This is a genomic window from Stenotrophomonas sp. AC248, assembly GCF_979258185.1.
Map to the genome: position 1 here is coordinate 337,886 of NZ_OZ409840.1, position 19,803 is coordinate 357,688.

11 protein-coding genes are annotated in these 19,803 nt (G+C 62.9%); 3 read left to right on the forward strand and 8 right to left on the reverse strand.

The features are described from left to right. Positions 1 to 19 precede the first annotated feature (19 nt). The 6 genes from ACZ0AE_RS01520 to ACZ0AE_RS01545 form a co-directional block, all read right to left on the reverse strand. Positions 20 to 802 carry a helix-turn-helix domain-containing protein gene (locus ACZ0AE_RS01520; RefSeq protein ID WP_463600217.1) on the reverse strand — a complete coding sequence of 261 codons (783 nt, stop codon included), beginning with the start codon at positions 800 to 802 and terminating at the stop codon, positions 20 to 22. A 213-nt stretch (positions 803 to 1,015) separates the two neighbouring features. After that, positions 1,016 to 1,891 carry an SPOR domain-containing protein gene (locus ACZ0AE_RS01525; RefSeq protein ID WP_038690983.1) on the reverse strand — a complete coding sequence of 292 codons (876 nt, stop codon included), beginning with the start codon at positions 1,889 to 1,891 and terminating at the stop codon, positions 1,016 to 1,018. Between the two features lie 18 nt (positions 1,892 to 1,909). Further along, entirely contained in the window at positions 1,910 to 3,598 is a 1,689-nt protein-coding gene (argS, locus tag ACZ0AE_RS01530) for an arginine--tRNA ligase (protein WP_463600218.1), read from the reverse strand. A gap of 150 nt (positions 3,599 to 3,748) precedes the next feature. After that, positions 3,749 to 4,447: a RadC family protein gene (radC, locus tag ACZ0AE_RS01535; protein ID WP_463600219.1), complete on the reverse strand. Its 699-nt coding sequence runs from the start codon at positions 4,445 to 4,447 to the stop codon at positions 3,749 to 3,751. 289 nt (positions 4,448 to 4,736) lie between these two features. Continuing rightward, entirely contained in the window at positions 4,737 to 6,251 is a 1,515-nt protein-coding gene (locus ACZ0AE_RS01540; RefSeq protein WP_463600220.1) for a hypothetical protein, read from the reverse strand. Continuing rightward, entirely contained in the window at positions 6,248 to 11,173 is a 4,926-nt protein-coding gene (locus ACZ0AE_RS01545) for an AAA domain-containing protein (protein WP_463600221.1), read from the reverse strand. The genes ACZ0AE_RS01540 and ACZ0AE_RS01545 overlap by 4 nt, the downstream gene beginning before the upstream one ends. Positions 11,174 to 11,991: 818 nt before the next feature. Between ACZ0AE_RS01545 and coaBC the strand changes: the two genes are divergently transcribed. The 3 genes from coaBC to ACZ0AE_RS01560 are packed head-to-tail and all read left to right on the forward strand — an operon-like array spanning position 11,992 to position 16,076. Continuing rightward, positions 11,992 to 13,251: a bifunctional phosphopantothenoylcysteine decarboxylase/phosphopantothenate--cysteine ligase CoaBC gene (gene coaBC, locus ACZ0AE_RS01550; RefSeq protein ID WP_463600222.1), complete on the forward strand. Its 1,260-nt coding sequence runs from the start codon at positions 11,992 to 11,994 to the stop codon at positions 13,249 to 13,251. Continuing rightward, positions 13,248 to 13,721, forward strand: coding sequence for a dUTP diphosphatase (dut, locus tag ACZ0AE_RS01555; RefSeq protein ID WP_038690973.1), 474 nt, complete (start codon positions 13,248 to 13,250; stop codon positions 13,719 to 13,721). The genes coaBC and dut overlap by 4 nt, the downstream gene beginning before the upstream one ends. A gap of 15 nt (positions 13,722 to 13,736) precedes the next feature. Beyond that, positions 13,737 to 16,076: a phosphomannomutase/phosphoglucomutase gene (locus tag ACZ0AE_RS01560; RefSeq protein ID WP_463600223.1), complete on the forward strand. Its 2,340-nt coding sequence runs from the start codon at positions 13,737 to 13,739 to the stop codon at positions 16,074 to 16,076. 361 nt (positions 16,077 to 16,437) lie between these two features. Here the strand turns inward: ACZ0AE_RS01560 and ACZ0AE_RS01565 are convergent, their stop codons facing one another. Then, positions 16,438 to 17,157, reverse strand: a complete 720-nt coding sequence (locus ACZ0AE_RS01565) for a response regulator transcription factor (protein WP_051598917.1) — start codon at positions 17,155 to 17,157, stop codon at positions 16,438 to 16,440. Beyond that, positions 17,138 to 19,798, reverse strand: a complete 2,661-nt coding sequence (locus ACZ0AE_RS01570) for a sensor histidine kinase KdpD (protein ID WP_313246546.1) — start codon at positions 19,796 to 19,798, stop codon at positions 17,138 to 17,140. Before ACZ0AE_RS01570 ends, ACZ0AE_RS01565 begins: the two co-directional genes overlap by 20 nt. Positions 19,799 to 19,803 lie beyond the last annotated feature (5 nt).

A 19,803-nucleotide genomic window follows, 5' to 3' on the forward strand; every position in this document is an offset into this window, starting at 1 on the left:
TCTTGAACAAAACGGCCAGTCAGCTACGCCACTGCGCGCACAACTGCGCCGCCCCGATCCCTGCCAACGCCCGTACCTCGCGGCTCAGGTGTGACTGGTCGGCATAGCCCACGTCCGCCGCCAACCCCGCCAGCCCATCGTCCGGGCGCGCACGTGCCAGCGCCAGGAACCGCTGCAGCCGCAGAATCCGCTCCAGCATCTTCGGCCCATAGCCAAACTGCTCGTGGCACAACCGGCGCAGGCTGCGCGTGCTCACCTGCAGCGCTGAACTGATCGCGGCCAGATCGTGGCCACCGGCCCGCACCTGCCCGAACACCCGCGCCGCCACCGCGTGGCGCCCCCCGGTAGAGCGGGGAAGCCCAGCCAGCGCCTGCGCAAATAACCGCTGCCGCGCATCGCCATCGCCCACGTCATTCAAGCGCGCCGCCATCTGCCGCGCCTGCGGCCCCAGCACCGCATCCAGCTCCACGGCCATGCCCACCATCTCGCCCAGCGGCACCCCCAACCACGCCCGCGCCGCGCCCGGCTGGAACCGCGCGCCCAACACCTGCGCACCGGGCATCAACTGCGGGTGCGCAGCCACCACATCCGGCCCCACCACGTACAACCGCCCATCGCGCCACAGGATATCCACGCAGCCATCGGGCAGCACCGCCACCTCACCGCTGTGCCCCACCGGCAGATCGCTGCGCCACAGCTGCCCGAAGCAGCCTTGCAGCGCAGCCGGCGGCGTCCATTCGCGATAGCGACCGGTGGCACCGGCAACGCTTGGAAGTTCAGCAGGATCGGGGCAGGAAGACATGCATGGACGATAGCGCACTGCCAGGTGGTCGCCAGCGAGGGGGGCTGCCTGAAACAAGAACGCCGACCCAAGGGTCGGCGTCCAAGTTGCATCTGGAGCAACAGCCCCCTTGGAGTGCAAGGGCGCGCGCCGGCAGGCGCGGGGATGTGGAGGTACCAGCAGGGGCCCGAGGTTTCGCGTAGCGCAACCTTGGGGTAGTCGCGCGGCGCGCGGCTACTGCGCCTTGATCGCCATAGCCTGAAGTCCGGTCCCATCCAGCTTCTGCTTGGCTTCCGCCAGCTCCCCGGCGCTGCCATACGGTCCCATGCGCACGCGGTACACCGTCTTGCCGTTGATCTGCGCCGATTCCACCCGCGCCGCCAGACCAATCATCGCCAGCTTGGCCTTGGTCGCCTCGGCATCGCCAGACGCACCAAACGCACCGGCCTGCAGGATGTAACGCACGTTGCTGGCCGCAGGCGCAGCCGCCGCCGCAGCAGGCGTCGCTGCCGCAGTAGCCGCCGGCTTCGGTGCAACCGGGGTAGCGGCCGCCGTCTGCGCCGGCGTTGCCGCCGCAGCCGTGGTTGCCGCCGGACGCTCCGCCACCGGGGCGGGCAGCGGGGCGGTGCTCACCGGTGCCGCCGACGTGGTTGCCGCGGTGCTGGTCGGTGCCGGTGCCGGCGGCAACGGACGGCCTTCCAACGCCGCCTGCGCGCGCTGCGCCTCGGCCTTGGCACGGCGCTGGTCTTCCGCACGCGCGCTGGCCGCCAGCTCCGCATCGGACATCTCCACTTCCTTGCCAGGCAGCAAGGTGTAGAAGTCGTACTGGGTAGCCGCCGGCTTGGCCGGTTCGGCAGGCTTGGCCGCCGCGCCCGGCTTGGGCAGTTCAGCGCCCACGTCGGTATCGGCGTCGCTCACCGGGGCCGGCTGGGCGTTCGGGTTCGGCTGCGGGCCCACCCGCAGGAAGCCGTCACCGTCGCTCTTGAACAGGTTGGGTGCTGCCAAAAACACTACGGCCGCAATCGCCACACCGGCCACCAGCCACACCCATCCCGGCGTGCCCTGGTTGCTGTTGCGTCGTGCCTGGCTCTTGCCGCGTCGTGCTGCCATTTACTGCTTCTCCACTGCTTACATTTTTTCCGGGGCGGAAACGCCCAGGACGCTCAGACCATTGGCCAGCACCTGGCGCGCCGCGCAGGCCAGCGTGAGCTTGGCGTTGCGTTCGGCGTCGTCAGCCACCAGTACCTGCGTGCCGTGATACCACGTGTGGAAGGCGTGCGCCAATTCACGCAGATACTGCGCGATCAGGTGCGGCTCCAGCGCGATACCGGCCGCTTCCACCACTTCCGGGAAGCGCGACATTTCAATCATCAGCCACAGCGAGGCGTCGTCGTTCAGCGACGCCACACCCGCCAGGCCTTCGCCCGGCGTGTAGCTCAGGCCCTTCTCCTGGGCTTGGCGCAGCAGGCTGCACACCCGGGCGTGCGCATATTGGACGTAGAACACCGGGTTGTCGTTGCTCTGCGCGCGGGCCAGGTCGATATCGAAGGTCAGCTGCGAATCGGGCTTGCGCGCAATCAGGAACCAGCGGGTCGCATCGCGGCCGGCTTCTTCGATCAGGTCGCGCAGGGTCAGGTAGCTGCCGGCACGCTTGGACAGCTTCACTTCCTCGCCGCCGCGCATCACCGTCACCATCTGGTGCAGCACGTATTCCGGCCAGCCCTTGGGAATGCCCACGTCCAGCGCCTGCAGGCCGGCGCGCACGCGCGCCAGCGAGCCATGGTGGTCTGCGCCCAGCTCGGTGATGGCGCGCTCATAGCCGCGCTGCCACTTGCTCAGGTGGTAGGCCACGTCCGGCAGGAAGTAGGTGTAGGTGCCGTCGGACTTGCGCATCACGCGGTCCTTGTCGTCACCGAAGTCGGTCGAGCGCAGCCACAGCGCGCCGCCCTCCTCATAGGTGTGGCCGGCCACCTTCAGCTGGGCGACGGTCTCTTCCACCTTGCCGTCCTTGTACAGCGAGCTTTCCAGGAAGTAGATGTCGAAATCCACCCCGAACGCCGCCAGGTCCTGGTTCTGCTCGTTGCGCAGGTAGGCCACCGCGAAGCGGCGGATGCCATCCAGGTTGTCCGGGTCGCGCTCGCCCACCACCGAGTGGCCTTCCAGTTCCACCGTGGCGCCGGCCAGGTAAGCGTTGGCCACGTCCTGGATGTAATCGCCGCGGTAGCCCGCTTCCGGCCAGCCGGCGTCATCGGGCTTGAGGCCCTTGGCGCGCGCCTGGGTGGACAGCGCCAGGTTTTCGATCTGCACGCCGGCGTCGTTGTAGTAGAACTCGCGCTTGGCGTTCCAGCCGTTCACATCCAGCAGGCGCGCCAGGCAGTCGCCGATGGCGGCGGCGCGGCCATGGCCCACGTGCAGCGGGCCGGTCGGGTTGGCCGACACATACTCCACGCCCACGGTACGGCCGTTGCCGCTCAGGTTGCGGCCGTAATCGGCGCCTTCCTTGAGCACGCTGGCCGCTTCGCGCTGGTAGGCGCTGGGGGCGAGGTGGAAATTGATGAAGCCCGGGCCGGCGATCTCAACGCGCAGCACATCGGCGCTCTTGGGCAGCGCATCCAGCAGCGCCTGGGCCAGGGCGCGCGGGTTGCTGCGCGCCGGCTTGGCCAGCAGCATCGCGGCATTGGTGGCGAAATCGCCGTGCTCACGGGTCTTCGGGCGTTCGACCACGAATTCCGGGGTCAGGGTATCGGCCGGCAGAGTGCCGTTGGCGCGCAAGGCTTCGATGCCTTGGCTGATCAGGGCGCGGAGGAGATTTTTCACAAGGCCTGCTTTGGGACTGGAGCGGCGGAATCGGCAATTTTAGCCTAGATGGCGGGCCGATCCATTGAACGGGGTTGGGGCAGGGGGCTTGAGGGGTCTTGGGGCCGCTTTCGGGGCTCCGAACCGGGGTATTTGGGCTGACTGAGGCGTTCAGCCCCGGAAGGACAGGGTGGGTTCGAGCCAGCCGCGTTCAGCCATGGAGACGGGGGTGCCTTCGCCTACTACTACGTGGTCCAGGAGGCGGATGCCGACCAGATCCAAGGCCTTCTGGAGGTGCTGGGTGATCTCGCGATCCGCGCGAGAGGGCTCGGCGCTGCCGGAGGGATGGTTGTGGCTGACGATCACGCCTGCTGCGTTGTGAAGTAGCGCACGGCGGACCACCTCACGCGGGTACACCGCTGCCGCATCGATGGTGCCGGTGAATAGTTCCTCGTAGGCGAGCGCACGATTCCGAGTATCCAGAAAAAGGGCTGCAAACACCTCTTGAGGTCGGGAGCGCAGTCGCTGTTTGAAGTAGCGCGCTGCAGAGTTAGGATCGCGCATGCTGTCACCTTTATCCAGCTGTGCGCGTAGATGGCGATTGGCGAGCTCCAATGCCGCTACCAGTTTGCACGCTCGTGCAGGCCCCAGTGCTGGCAGCTGAAGGAGGCTTGCCGCATCCAAATCCAGTAACTTTCGCAGGGGGCCGTGAACATCCAACAGCTGACGAGCGCTCTCCAATACATGCTGGCCCTTGCGGCCAGTTCCCATGAACAGAATGAGAAGTTCAACGTCAGACAGGGCTGCAGGACCGCTCGCAAGCAGCTTCTCACGAGGACGTTCGTTCTTGGGCCAGTCTGCGATTGTCATGCTGACTAGTGTCGGCGAGCATGCTCTGCGCCACCATCAGTGAAACCCGCTTCGCTCAGTCGGGATTACGATGGCTACCTCTACAGCATCACTACATGGTTTGTCCATGAATGGGGGGGCGAGCTTGCGCATACCTCCGAATATTAGATTACCCGCCGAAGCTCACAGGCATTGGATGGCGCTCCGAACTGTATCGAAACAGTGAGAGCGGACCTCCCGGTTGAACTCCTACGGAGGAGTTCAACCGGGCTGCTGTCCTTTTGCGTGGTGATACCTGTGATCAGTACGCTCAATTCAGCTCAAAACCCTCTTGGGCGCCTACTTCTTCAGGCCACGCCAGATGATCGCGTAAGCCAAAATCATCCGTAGATCCGTACTTGACGATCCTCGGTGGAAGCTGACTTGATATGTAGGTGTGTACGCGACGCACCAGTGTTTTATCAAATGTCAATATTCCAAGTGGAACCGGGAAGCCCCGTCCTGGCGTGACGGGAGCATGAACTGTAACCGCTGCAATTCGTTCTGGGACAAGAAGAATCTCAAGAGAGCTCGGTATGGAGCCGTTGCTTGGCTTTATAAATGTGCATGGCAGAACTTTCGTCAAGTATCTTGCGGGCTTCTCATCACCGACTACCAGAGCACTTCTCATCTTTTGATCACCATCCTCGCCTTTGGCTGTGCCTTCTTTAGTCAGCGCTTCAACCAAATTGGGAAAAGACCTGGCAGCTCCCCACGCCGATTGGCTCGGCGGGATCCATATGAAAGCAGTGTCGTCACCGATAAGACGATTGTTCGTGTAGCCGATTGCAGTTCTTATTCTCTCAATGTTCTCCGGTTGATACATCGCGCCCACAATTCCGACCGTCGGCCTGTCCGTTCGCAGTTCACCGGCGCGCCCTGCCATCTCCTTGAAGTATCGAAGTGCAGCGAAACCGGTCCTGCTTGAGTATTCCTTCAAATAACCTGGCGCAATCTCAACTAGAACATCGAACGCGTTGTCGTCTTCCGTAGTTTTAGTCCTTCGTAGGCTCTCCATGAACTCGGCGATGCCGTGGACGACCTGATCACGATCGCTCAATTCGTGGCCAATCCTCCATGCGTCAAGAAGAGGTTCTGGCTCGCTTGGTCGCCGAGTGCTTGCCATCGCAACGAAGGGAACGGTCGAGCAGAATCGGTCACCTGCGACAACGTCATCAACAGAGTAGAGGGACCTCTTTAGGGCGTCCGCAGCCTCTTTCTCTTTTCTGCTGGATATCTCTCCATAGAATCTTCTGAAGGACTCCGGAACATGAGTAGATGCGCTTGAAGCTAGCTGAGAATCGCGGATTCCAAGCTCGGGCAGGGCTCTTTCGAAATCGGATTGATAGTCTCGATCGCACGGTGCAAGCGATAGTAGGTCGAATCCGATTCTTTCAACCTTCTTTACGACGTCGAAGATTTGGGGCTTGTCGCCGTCCTTGAACAGTGCGTGGCCAGCGTCCGTTAGCCATATGCGTCCCTCCGATCTGGAGATGTATGCCCGGGTCTCTGCATCCCTGATGACGTACGCCATCTCGATGGCATTGAAGCCGAAGAAGATCGCGACATCGTCCTCTTTAATGCCGTCCGCTGAGTTGAGTAGCCGTAGCAAGAACTCCGTAGTCAGGGACACGTCGCCAACTTCAGCTACCTTGTGGTGAACTAGGAAATGCCTCGCAGGCAACTGGACGTCGTATATGCCTACAGGAACTCGAATGTCAATGGATTCTGTCGTGCCAGCTAGTACGGCTTTTGTGAGTGACAAAATGCCACGAGAGGGCTTCATGCTCGCACCCCGCCTCGAGCATCCGCATCGGCATCCATAGCTCTTCTGCCTTTGCTCGCCTTGGGGGCCGACACCAAGTCAGCGGCGTCCAGTACTAGCGCTTCGCCGGCCTTCACCTCTTCATCAAATCCGCTTGACACCAAACCGAGTGGAGAGTCATCCCTCCACGCCGATTTTGCGCCGACGATCAGTAGTCGATCCATGGCGCGGCTTAGGGCGACATTGATTCGATTCTTCTTCGCCATAAATCCGGGGCTGATTGTGGTGGACCCGCGACACTTTATGCCATCGGAGTTATTTCTAACAAGAGACAGTATGACGATAAGATTCTCCTTTCCCTGGTAGCTATCAATGGTGTCCACCTTGATGGTCCGTCTAAATGCTTCTGGCAAGTTCTCTGACTGGAGTTTATGTCTAACTAGGTCTAGTTGGGCCGCATAAGCGCATATGACACCCACTGCCTGAGATTCTCTAGAAAGATTCTCAATCCAGGCCATGAATGGCTCGTGTTCGGACCAGCGCTTAAGCAGGGAGACAATTACGTCGGCTTCGGTAGAGTTCTGCAAGCTGCCGCGCCGTATATCACTCTTCCTCTGGTAAGCCTCCGCGCCCATGGAATCTGTACATGCCCAGGCCAGTGGTAACCTGATCTCTTCCGGAAGAATGCTAAGTGGAATATTCGATTCCGTCCGTCCATGCTGGAGGGCGCGATCATAGAACGAATTGGAGACCAGTCGTCCGATAGGTGGGAGCATTCGGTACTGTTTTCTTAGAGTGTGACCCGCTTGCTTCCCGTACGAGGAAGCAAATACCCGTTCGAAGTCACTCTTAACGACGTCGCCAATTGATAGCCTTAGTTCATCGGTGAGGGCTTCTACTACGTCGGAAGAGTGTAGTGGCTCTAGTTGCGCGTGATCTCCGACTAGCACAACCCACTTGCCTGCCTGTATTGGGACGGCGAGTTCGCTTGGTGTACAGCGCGCAGCTTCGTCGACAATTACTAAATCAAACGAAGTCTTGGTCAGGCCCAAGGATGACCGACCGAGGCCGACGCACGTACCTGCAACTACCTGACGTGTGCCGGCCAAGAAGGTTTCGTAGCTTCTCTGCCACGTGGAAACTGTGCCCACGATGTCTCGGCCGAGTTCCACAATATGTCGGAATCTCTCAACGCGATGCGCTTGGCTACTCGGTAGCTTGGAGAAGTACAAGGATGAGACATGCGGTTCTACATCAATTGCCTCAAGGCCCATCAGATCACACTCGACGCCTCTATCAACCAGGCATTGTTCGAGTGTCGCCTTCAGTGCGTTGACTCTTGAGGTGCCATCCTCTGTCTCCGCATGCTCAGAGAGGCGCGAGATCAACGGGGTGATTGTGTCCTCGTAAAAGAGGACATGATCACATTCGGACCTATCAAGTCCGAGGTGTCGCGCTAGCGTCGCCATGCGTAGGTGGCGGGTGGCGAAGAACTTATCCTTGTAAGATTTCTCTACGGTTGCCACGTGGTAAGGCCGCAATGACTCAGAGACTTGTCCTTCGGCCCCTACGCGAATCATACTCAGTGAGTCTCGATCCTCACCAAACAGATTGAGAACTGCCTCTGCTGCATTGTTGACGGCCTCGTGTGATTGACTGGCTACTAGGACGTTGCGCGCGAGTCCATTCGTCAGTGCGTAGTGGACAAGTGCACCAATAAAGTGCGTCTTGCCTGTTCCAGGGGGTCCCTGCAGGAGTCCGAGTGGTCGATGCTCCATTATTCCTTTGAGTGCATCGATCTGCGTCGGGTTCAGCTTGTAGCGCTCCCTTACAAATCCCTCGTCAACTTTCAGGTCGACTGTGTCAGGGACCTTCCCGGTGGCGGGGCTGAAAGCATCAAGGAGTCCATGGGCTACTGAGTTTCCCTTCAAAATTCTGGCTGTTGCTTCTTCGCGTCTCTGCCAACTGGTGTTCTCCAGCCGACTTTGGAAGCGCAATCGATCGCCATCTCGAACGATCGCCCCACGCGCACCTTCAGCGTAACCTTGGATTGCAAGCGTATCGGCTGATGACTTCTGTACATCTAGGGTGCCGATCTTTCTCCAGCCCCCTTTGCTGTCTAATCTCTCAACCGCAACAAGATCTTTTCGATCAAAGTCCATGTCACCCATTGCCAACTGGATGGGCAGGATGTGCAAGCGCGCCTGTGCACGGTAAGCGCTGTCACCCAACGCGAGAACTTCTGTCTTCAGTTCACCTTCGATCTTAATTGAGCGTTCCCAAAGTAGCGGAACATCCACGATAGTGTTCCCGACTGGCGGCTCAGCTCGTTCCCGTTCGGCCAAGTCGTCTTCTTTAGCCTCGATGCTTGCAACTTGTGAGGTTTCCGCTTCATCTTCACTCTGTGGATCAAAGGGGCGACGTTCAAGGGCTGTGGCAACCTCCGGCAAACTAAGGATAGAGGAGATTGCGTCAAGCTGAGCGGGGCCGTCCTCAATAATTATACTTGCGCGGAATGAGCACAGCCTCTGACGACTCCACCGCTGGATCTGAGCGTGATCTAGTTGGTTCCGCCAAGCTTTTGAAGGAGTGCCATCACTGCTCAACTCAACGGAGAGCTCTTCCAGTGCGCCGATGATCTTTAACCTTCTATCGGACTTAACAACGTAGTATCTTCCCTCGTCGGGAAGGATGAGGCCTGCCTCCGCCCGGGGGATAGAGATGGAGAAAGTATCCGATTGCTCCTCAACGGAACTGTTGCTGACGCAAGCAATGGCTTCACGAAGAGGAAGCAAGGTTCCATTGGCGGGAGTTCCTAGGCGACACTCCTCAATGGAGCGAGCTATCCGAACGAAGTCATTTTCACTGAGATGAATTTTATCGAGGAGTTCTTCGGCGATCTTCGTAACGGCGAAACGATCACGCTCATACCTTCCGCCTAGCGCTGGAGAATATGCGCGCGATTTTCGTGAGCCATCTTGGCCGCACGAGAAATCCACTAGATCTATGAGGGACGGCAGTGGATCTTCTCCGTCGGTCAAACATACGACTAGGTTGTCTGGTTTTATATCTCCATGCGCTATTGAGCGTCCGTGGAGGTTGTCCACAATGTCAATTAGCCTCGCGATGAAGTTCAGCCCTTTGGCTGGACTATCAAATGGGCTTGAGCCTTCGTACTCGGCGAGAGTTTTGCCTTCGATGTACTCCTGCACAATTACGATTGAGTCGCCTGTCCAGTGCACTTTGAGTAGTTTGGTGGCGCCTTGCAGCGGTGCTTCGACCAGCTGTTGAGCGTGATCGAGGAATGCGAGAATTCTAGCGCGCTCTTTAGCGACGTTCCCCAAAGCGGACGGTTGCCACATCTTGACCAATTGGCTGCGTCCATCTGCATCTGATCTCCAGATTATCGTCCGCTCATCCTGCCTTATAAGCTCATTTTCCGGATATGCTTTGAAGATGTCTCGCTGCGTCTTGAGGGTGCGGTAGCGATCCAACCCTTCAATCGTGGCGTTTTCGTTTGGCACGGAGGACAGCGCTTCATTGAACGCAGACAGCATATCTCCCGCATTCCCGAATCTATTTGCTTGCTCTAAGTCAAGACATGTCTCGAACCACGGATAGAGACTGGCAAAGTTCTCTTGGGAATCGATGGATTGATTCCATTCAGGCGGGTTGCCGTCTGGGAGCTGGTCAAATAGAAGAACATGAACTACGCAGCCAAGTAGAAACACGTCCTTACGCAACAAATCAACTGGCCCGCCTAGAATGTCCTCAGGCACGCTGGCGGTTGAAAGGAATTGGAAACGCGACTCTCCCAAAGTCTGGACCTCCGGCAACGAGGCGGCCATCATGTGAGATATTCTGATCGTCGTGGGAAGCTCTACCCAGACGCTGTGAACCCCTACGTCGAGATGCGCTGCATTAAGTCCGTGAATCGGGGTGATCGCGGATAGAACCTGTCGAGCAAGTTCTATTCGTTCTCCGGTGGTTAGTTCAACTAGGCCGGTCTTGGCAAAGTCGCTAAGGCGTTTCATTCTTCGACGCCGCTCGAACACCTCCCAGTAGGCGACGCCTCGTTCGGGATCTTCCGCCTTTGGCTTGAAAATGATCTCGCCACATTTCGGGTTGCGATCATCCAGCCACGCAATCACTTTGCGTTCACGCCCCGCGATTTCTGCTCGGCCCTCCTCAGTCTGGAAGCGAGTTTCAGCTTTCGTGAAGTTCCAGCGCCTTAGTAGGCCGAAAGAATTGTTTATTCCGGACTCGTCTACCTCATATTCGCTATATACATCGGTGCTATGGGCGAAAGTAGGGCTCTCGGTGCGTGCGACGAACCCTCCATATCTCCGTGCGCCCGGTAGAAAGACGCCTCCGTTGACGTTGAAGAACCTCTTGAGGCGCTGCATCCATTTTTCATTTGTAAAGTCCTCGCGCCAAGCGGGGCCGAAGGCTTTCAAGCGATCGGGGGTATTTCTCAGTATCCGGATGAAATCATCAATGTAAAAAACAAAAGAAGATTCACTTTCTGCGATGCCGGAGCGGTCCTTGGATTTTGTTAGGACTACTGCTGACTGAATCAATGGGGTGCCCAGCGGGATTGCGAGCCCCTCTCGTTTGGATTGATCTGCAAGAGATTTTTTCAGCAACGGGAAGACCTCGCGCGCGATCTCCGCAATCTTTGCAACTGGCGATCTGCCATTGTCACGATCCCCATTGAACCAATTGCCATCTCGGCTGGTAACTGGTCCCTTCCAATCTTTCAAATCCACCATCAAGATTCGATCTTCCAGCACTAGAACCACATCAATCTCTCGCATCCCCTTCCCAGGTATGGACAGATCAAGGTTTGTGAAGGCTTGCCAATTTTCTGGCAGTGCTTTGAGTTTTTCTATTCCAGGTATCTCGCGAACATGGATGCCGCGGCCGTTGTTGGTAATCCTCATGTGGTTCCCCCTTCACTTGCATTGATCAGGCTCCGCATCTGAAGGTCGGGTCGCGATTACGATCGTACCCTTCTGATGCGTGGTCGAACCCAGACTTTACAGTCGTTGGAGTGGCAGCGGAACAGGTTTGTGAGGCTCTTGCTACTAGTGAAATGCTGATTTTTCGGTTGCGGGATTGAAAGGGCGCTGGCTTACATGGATTGGAATCCATGGCTCCCGATCGGGAGCGTGAGGTGAGGGCTTCTTGCGTTCCTGACAGTCGGTACTGAGCTAAGCAGCAGGTGATGATGGTCAATGGGCTGTTCTTGAGTATTTCTGGCACTTCAGAAGCATGTAGGTTCAGATGCCCCCGTCGGCTAAGCGCTGGAATGGAGTGGTGGATGGTCCAACTCAGGCCGTTCCCGTTGCTTACCCGAAGCCACGAATGCGTGTGCTTACGTTCAACCTTCTCTTGGTTGGCCGTCAAAGTCTTGGCGCTGCGTTCGTATTTAATCAATACGCACGCTCGATCGCCTCACCGCTGGTCAACGCAAGAGGATTCTTCTTCAGCATTCAAGTGCTTCAATTGGGTGCCCAAGTTGGTTCAGGAGTCTGTCATTTTCGTTTCCAGTTCGCTGATGGGAGGGAGGCAGTTTTGACTCCGACGCATGTTTAGTCCATGTAGTGCTGGTAGGGCTTGAGAAAGCTATGGGCTTCGGAGCTGCTCCCCCACCCCGGCCCCCTCATGACCAAAAACACCCCCCTCATGCCCCTGAGGCATGAGCCTCCCACACCCCATCAGGTAAGCTAATCGCCTCAGTTCGACAGGAAATTCGCAGGTGGCTGACTCCCCCCAGGCTTCTCCGGCGTCCGCGCGCCCGCTGCAAGGCCAGAAGCTGTTGTTGTGCGTAGGGGGCGGCATCGCCGCCTACAAGTCGCTGGAACTGGTGCGTCGCCTGCGCGATGCCGGGGCCCAGGTGCAGGTCGCCATGACCGCCGGGGCCCAGCAGTTCGTCACCCCGCTGAGCTTCCAGGCCCTGTCCGGCCAGCCCACCCGCACCAGCCTGTGGGACAGCGCCGCCGAGCAGGCCATGGGCCATATCGAGCTGGCCCGCTGGGCCGATCGCATCGTGGTGGCCCCGGCCACCGCCGATCTGCTGGCCCGGCTGGCCCACGGCAACGCCGATGACCTGGTCACCACGCTGTGCCTGGCCACCACCGCGCCGCTCACCGTATGCCCGGCCATGAACCACCGCATGTGGCAGCACCCGGCCACCCAGGCCAACATCACCCTGCTGCGCCAGCGCGGCGCGCAGGTGATCGGGCCGGAAGACGGCCCGCTGGCCGAAGGCGAATCCGGCCCGGGCCGGCTGACCGAACCCAATGCGATTGTTGCGGCACTGGCCGCGCTGCAGGCGCCGGCCGGTGCCGACGCCGCGCCCGAGCAGCAGCTCCAGGGCCTGCGCGTGGTCATCAGCGCCGGCCCGACCTATGAAGACCTGGACCCGGTGCGCTACGTGGGCAACCGCAGCAGCGGCAAGATGGGCTACGCGCTGGCCGCCGCCGCCGTGCGCCAGGGCGCGCAGGTGGTGCTGGTGAGTGGTCCGGTGCAGCTGCCCACCCCGGCCGGGGTGCAGCGGGTGGATGTGCGCTCGGCCGCGCAGATGCGCGAGGCGGTGCTGGGCGCGCTGCCGGCCGACATCTATATAGGCGCGGCCGCGGTGTCCGATTACACCCCGCGCCAGGTGGCCCCGCAGAAATTGAAGAAGACCGCCGGCACCCAGACCCTCACGCTGGAGCTGGTGCGCACGCCGGACATCCTGGCCGAGGTGGCCGCGCAGACCAACGCGCTGAAGCTGGTGGTCGGCTTTGCGGCCGAAACCCACGATGTGGAGAAGTACGCGCGCGGCAAGCTGGTGGACAAGCGTCTGGACCTGGTGATTGCCAACCAGGTGGGCATTGCCACCGGCGGTTTTGAAAGTGATGAAAACGCGGCCACGGCCTACTGGCAGGGCGGCGAACAGGTGTTCCCCGGTACCTCCAAGGCGCTGCTGGCCGAACAACTGTTGTCCCTGATTGCCCAGAGGTTGCACGCATGAGCGTTGATTCCACCCTTCAGCCGTTGCAGGTAAAGCTGCTCGACCCGCGCTTCGGCGATACCTGGCCGCTGCCGGCCTACGCCACCGAGCACAGCGCCGGGCTGGACCTGCGCGCGGCGCTGGAAACCGAACTCACCCTGCAGCCGGGCGATACGGCGCTGATTCCCAGCGGTATCGCCATCCACATCGCCGACCCGAACCTGGCCGCCGTGGTACTGCCGCGCTCGGGCCTGGGCCATCGCCACGGCATCGTGCTGGGCAACGGCACCGGGCTGATCGACGCCGATTACCAAGGCCCGCTGCTGATCAGCGCGTGGAACCGCGGCCGCGAGCCCTTCACGCTGCAGCCGGGCGACCGCATCGCGCAGCTGGTTGTGCTGCCCATCGCACGCGTAAGCCTGCAGGTAGTGGATACTTTCACCGACAGCGCCAGGGGAACGGGTGGATTCGGCCATACCGGGGTGCGCTGACCAGGGGGAAGTTCCATGAGCAAGGCGAAGGCGGAAGGGCAACCGAAGCTGGCAAGCAAGCGCACCGGGCCACTGGTGGTGGCCGCGCTGGTGCTGCTGGCTGCATGGTTTGGCTGGAGCGCGGTGCGGCAGTGGCAGCAGGCCTCGGTGGGCACGGAGCTGGAACAGTCGCGTGACCAGATCGTGGGCGGGGTGCAGACGGCGCTGAGCGGCCAGCTGGACCAGCTGCGCAAGTTGGTGAAAAGCGAGCGTGTGGCAACGGCGCTGCGCAACGGCGATGGCCAAGCCACGGCCGTGGCCATCCGCGAGGGCTGGCCGGGCACCGAAGAGGTGCAGGTCATCCCCGCCAGCCTGGACGCGGCCTATGCCGACCCGAAGGCCTTCGGTTACTCGCGCCTGGCGCTGCTGGAAGCGGCCAACGCCCAGAACGAGGTGGTGGCGCGCGTGGTGCGCGATGCCGGCGGCCAGCGCCTTGGCCTGGCGGTGCCGGTGGTGCTGGGCACGCAGGGGCCGGCGCTGGTGTACGTGCGCCAGCCGCTGCTGCGGCTGACCGCCACCTTTGATCAGGTGCGCGTGCCGGGCGCAGGCTACGTGGCCCTGCGCCAGGGCAACCACAACGTGATTGAACAGGGCAACGCGGGCCTGGCCGACGGTGCCGAGGCGCTTGCGCGCCCGATCGGCAAGAGCGGGCTGCGCCTGGCCGCGGCCGTGCCGGATATTGAACCGGGCCCGCTGGGCCTGGGCGCCATTCCCAGCGCGGTGGTGGCGGTGCTGCTGCTGGCCATCGCCGGCATGCTGCAGTTCGGCAAGGGCAAGGTGCCGATGCCGCGCCGTCGCGCGTCGAAAGACGCCACCGAAGAAGACGGCCCCACGCTGCGCGAAAGCCTGGAACAGGTGCCGCTGGCGGTGGTGCCGGCCGTGGCCGAAGGCGGTCCGCCGCCGGTGCCGGGCGTGGCGGGGCAGGACGTGCCGGCCGGTATCTTCCGCGCCTACGACATCCGCGGCGTGGTCGGGCGCGAGCTCACCCCGCAGGTGGCCGCGCTGATCGGTCAGGCCATCGGTTCGGTGCTGCAGGTGCAGGGCCTGCGCGAGATCGTGGTGGGCCGCGATGGCCGCCTGTCCGGCCCGGAACTCAGTGCCGGGCTCATCGAAGGCCTGCGCCGCGCCGGCTGCGATGTCATCGACATCGGGCTGGCGCCTACCCCGGTGGTGTACTTCGCCAGCTACCACCTGCGTGCGGGCAGCTGCGTGGCGGTCACCGGCAGCCACAACCCGCCGGACTACAACGGTTTCAAGATCGTGGTGGGCGGCGAAACGCTGTCGGGCGACGCCATCACCGAACTGTTCCAGCGCATCCGCGACGGCCAGCTGCATGTGGCCACCGAGCCGGGCAGCCTGAAGCAGCGTGAGGTCAACGCCGATTACATCCAGCGCATCGCCGACGACGTGCAGCTGGACCGCCCGCTCAAGGTGGTGGCCGATGCCGGCAACGGCGTGGCCGGCGAACTGGCCCAGCCGCTGCTGGAAGCCATCGGCGCGGAGGTCATCCCGCTGTACTGCGATGTGGATGGCACCTTCCCCAACCACCACCCGGACCCGAGCGACCCGCACAACCTGGAAGACCTGATCCAGACGGTGAAGCGCTTCGACGCGGACATCGGCCTGGCCTTCGACGGCGACGGCGATCGCCTGGGCGTGGTCACCCGCGAAGGCAAGATCATCTATGCCGACCGCCTGCTGATGCTGTTCGCGGCCGACGTGCTGATGCGCAACCCGGGCGCGCTGGTCATTTATGACGTGAAGTGCAGCGGCAAGCTGTCCGACTACGTGCTGCGCAACGGTGGCAGCCCGCTGATGTGGAAGACCGGGCATTCGCTGATGAAGGCGAAGATGCGCGAAACCGATGCCGAGCTGGCCGGCGAGATGAGCGGGCACTTCTTCTTCAAGGAGCGCTGGTTCGGGTTCGACGATGGCCTGTATGCGGCGGCGCGCTTGCTGGAAATCCTGGCCCAGCGCGAGGAGACGCCGTCGGAGGTGCTGGACGAACTGCCCGACAGCGTGTCCACGCCGGAGCTGAAGGTGCCGGTGGAATCGGGCACCCCGCACGCGCTGGTGTCGTTGTTCGTGTCGGCCGCGCAGGTGGAAGAGTCGCCATTCGCCGGCGCTCGCCTGGCCACCATCGACGGCCTGCGCGCCGATTTCCCCGATGGCTGGGGGCTGCTGCGCGCGTCCAACACCACGCCGGTGCTGGTGCTGCGCTTCGAGGCCGATGATGAAGCGGCGCTGGAACGCATCAAGACCCTGTTCCGCGACCAGCTGCAGCCGTTGCTGCCGGGTGTGGACCTCGGGTTCTGATGGGCGAGGGTACCGACCAACGGTCGGTACCTACCGTCGCACCATCGGGTAGGCCACGACCGTTGGTCGTGGCGCATCCCAATCGAATACCCGCTGCGATCCTCACGCGCGCGAGTTGATCCCGCACGGCATCCCGGTTCGCACACGGACAACGAGATACCGCCGGTAGGGTCGCATCCCAATCGACCGCCGTGAAACGGGCAACGTGCGATGTCGGCATGACCGTAAATCGAAACGCGTTTCTCCGCCGGTGCTCATGCCCCAACCGAACGCGGGGAACGTATCGGCGGTCGATTGGGATGCGACCCTACCAAGTGTTCCGGCACCACGGTGACGGGCATGCAAACCACACCCCGCCGCCTCACCCCTTGAACCGCAACCCCACGCCCGGTTCGGTGAACACGTACCGCGAATCCAGCGCGGAATCGCCCAGCTTGTGCCGCAACTTCCCCACCAGAATCCGCAGGTAATGCGTGTCTTCCTGATGCGTTGGCCCCCAGATCTCCTGCAGGATCTGTGGCTGGGTCACCACGCGCCCGGCGTTGCGCAGCAACAACGACAACAACGCGTATTCCTTGCGCGTCAACGCCACCGGCGCGCCATCCAGGTGCACCTCGCGGCGCACCAGGTCGATATGCAGATGCCCGTCATCGAACTGCGGCAACACGCCATCGGCCGACACCGTGCGCGAGCGCAGCAACGCCCGCACCCGCGCCATCAGTTCCTGGGTGCCAAACGGCTTGGTCACGTAGTCGTTGGCGCCGTTGTCCAGCGCGCGCACCTTCTCGGTTTCACCGGCGCGCACGGTCAGCATGATCACCGGTACCTGGCTCCATTGGCGCAGCTCGGCCAGCACCTCGTGGCCTTCCATGTCCGGCAGGCCGATATCCAGGATCACCAGATCCGCGCCTTCGCTGACCAGCGCCTCCAACCCGGCCTGGCCGGTGGCGGCCTGCACCACGCGGTAGCCCTGCGCGCGCAGGCTGATGTCGAGGAAGCGGCGGATCTGCGCTTCATCGTCAATCACCAGCACGCGCGCCGGGGGCGCACCTTGGGGCAGGTCAGGGGTCGTCGTGGTCATCGGCAGGGTGGGGTTGCAGCAGGGGCAGCGTAATGCGGATCAGGGTACCGCGTCCGTCGCGCCCTGGCAGCGCCTGCACGCTGCCGCCATGGGCGCCGATCATGCCCTGGCAGATGGTCAGCCCCAGCCCGGTTCCATGCCGGCCGCGGTCGCCACGCTCCACGCTGTAGAACATGTCGAAGATGCGCGCGCGCTCGTCGTCGGGAATGCCGGGGCCGGCGTCCAGCACGTCGATGCGCAGCTCGCCCTCCACCAGCCGCGCCTGCACCTCCACCGCCGCGCCGGGCGGGGAGAACTTGGCCGCGTTTTCCATCACGTTGAACACGGCCTGTTCCACCAGCGCCGGGTGTACCCAGATCGGCGCCAGCGTGGCCGGGATGTCCAGCTTCAACTGCACCTCCGGCTGGTAGCGCTGCAGGCGGCGCGCGGCCGAACCCACCAGCTCGTCCACGCCGATCCAGTCGCGGTTGATCTGCAAGCCTTCGTGGCCCAGCCGGGTCATGTCCAGCAGGTTCTGGATGTAGCGGTCCAGCCGCTCGCCTTCCACCAGAATGGTGTCCAGCAGGGCGCGGCGGTCCTGCGCGTCCATCGCGTCGGCATAGCTGCCCAGGCTGTCGGCCGAGCCGATCATCGCCGCCAGCGGCGAGCGCAGGTCATGCGACACCGACGACAGCAGCGCCGAGCGCAGGCGCTCGGTCTCGTTGCTCACATGCGCCTTTTCCAGGTCGGCCACCAGCTGGGTGCGCAGCGCGGCCTGGGCAATGTCATCCACCATCGCCTCGGCCAGCTGCCGCTGCTCGGGGGTAAGGCGCGGCGCGTTGCGGGCGAAGCGCATGCCGGCCACGCCGATGGCGCGGTCGTCGCCGTCCAGCAGCGGCAGGAACCACCACTCCGCACCGGCCAGGGTGTCGGTGAAGCGGCCGCTGGGCTGGCCGTGGCGGCGTGCCCAGTCGGCGGCGGCCAGGTCGGTGTCGCCCGGCGCGGCACTGCCGCTGGTGCTGGTGTCCTGGCCGATGCGCAGCCACGCCGGTGCGTCCATGGCCTGTTCCAGCGCCTCGCGCCCGGCCTGGGCGACCTCTTCGTTGCTGGCCGCGCGGGTCAGCTGCCGGCCCAGTGCCTGGCGCGCGTTGGCATGCCGGTTGGCCGCGCGCAACGCCAGCACCTGCATGCGCAGCCGCGACGCCAGCCGCCCGGCCACCAACGCAGCGGCCAGGAACAGGAACACGGTGATCACGCCCTGCCGCGCGCTGATGGCAAAGGTGAAGCGCGGGGCGATGAAGAAGAAGTTGTAGGCCAGGAAGCACAGCGCCGCGGCAATCACCGCCGCACTGGTGCGACTGCGCGCGGCCACCATCACCACCGCCACGATGAACACCATCGACAGGTCGTACAGCCCTACCCAGCGCTCGGCCACCAATGCCACCAGGCAGGCAATCGCCGTGGCGCCCAATGCCAGCAGGGTGTCCTGGCCGGTACTGCGGCTGGGCACGCTCAACCCGGTGCGGCGCGCGCGTGCACGCGCCTGCGGGGTGCCGATGATGGTGATCTCGTAGTGCGCGCCACGCTGGATCAACTGCTGGGTGAGCGTGCGGTTGAGCATGCGCGCGACCGGGCGCTCGCGGGTGCGGCCCAGTATCAGGGTAGACACGCTGTTGTGCGCGGCATGGTCCAGCAGCGCATCGGCAATGCTGGACCCGTGCAGCAGCTCGGCCTCGCCCCCCAGGCGGCGGGCGAGGGCGAACGCCGCGTCGATCTCGCGCCGGGTGGCCTCGTCGTTGCGGCGGCCCTGCACGGTCACCACCGTCCATGGCGCATCGCGGCGCTCGGCAATGCGCCGGCCCACGCGCACCAGGTACTCGCTCTGGCCCCCGCCATCGATGGCCACCAGCACGCGGCGGCGCAGCGGCAGGTTGCCTTCGCCACGCGCGGCGCGGGTCTCGCGCAGGCTGCTGTCCACGCGGTCGGCCGCTTCCTGCATGGCCAGTTCGCGCAGCGCGGTGAGGTTGGCCGGCGAGAAGAACGCCTGCAGGGCCTGCGCGGCCTGCTCGGGCACGTATACCTTGCCCTGCTGCAGGCGCTCGATCAGCTCCCGCGGGGGAATGTCCACCAGCACGATGTCGTGCAGGCGGTCCAGCACCGCATCGGGCACGGTCTCGCTCACGCGCACGCCGGTGATGCGCATCACCACATCGTTGAGGCTTTCCAGGTGCTGGATGTTGACCGTGGTCCACACATCGATGCCGGCCTCCAGCAGTTCCATCACGTCCTGCCAGCGCCGCTCGTGGCGGCTGCCGGGCACGTTGCGGTGGGCCAGCTCGTCCACCAGCACCAGCGCCGGGTGGCGCGCCAGCACCGCGTCCAGGTCCATCTCGCCCAGCACGTGCTGCTGGTAGTCGCGTTGCACCAGCGGCACCTGCGGCAGGCCCTCCAGCAGCGCCGAGGTTTCGGCGCGGCCGTGGGTTTCCACCAGCCCCACCACCACGTCCACGCCACGGCGCAGTTGCTCGTGCGCGCGGCTGAGCATGCTGAAGGTCTTGCCCACGCCGGGGGCGGCACCGAGGAAGACGGTGAGTTTGCCGCCGGCTTCGCGTTGCAGGCGTTCAACCAGGGCATCGGCCTGGCGGGTGCGGGGGTCGCTCATGGGTG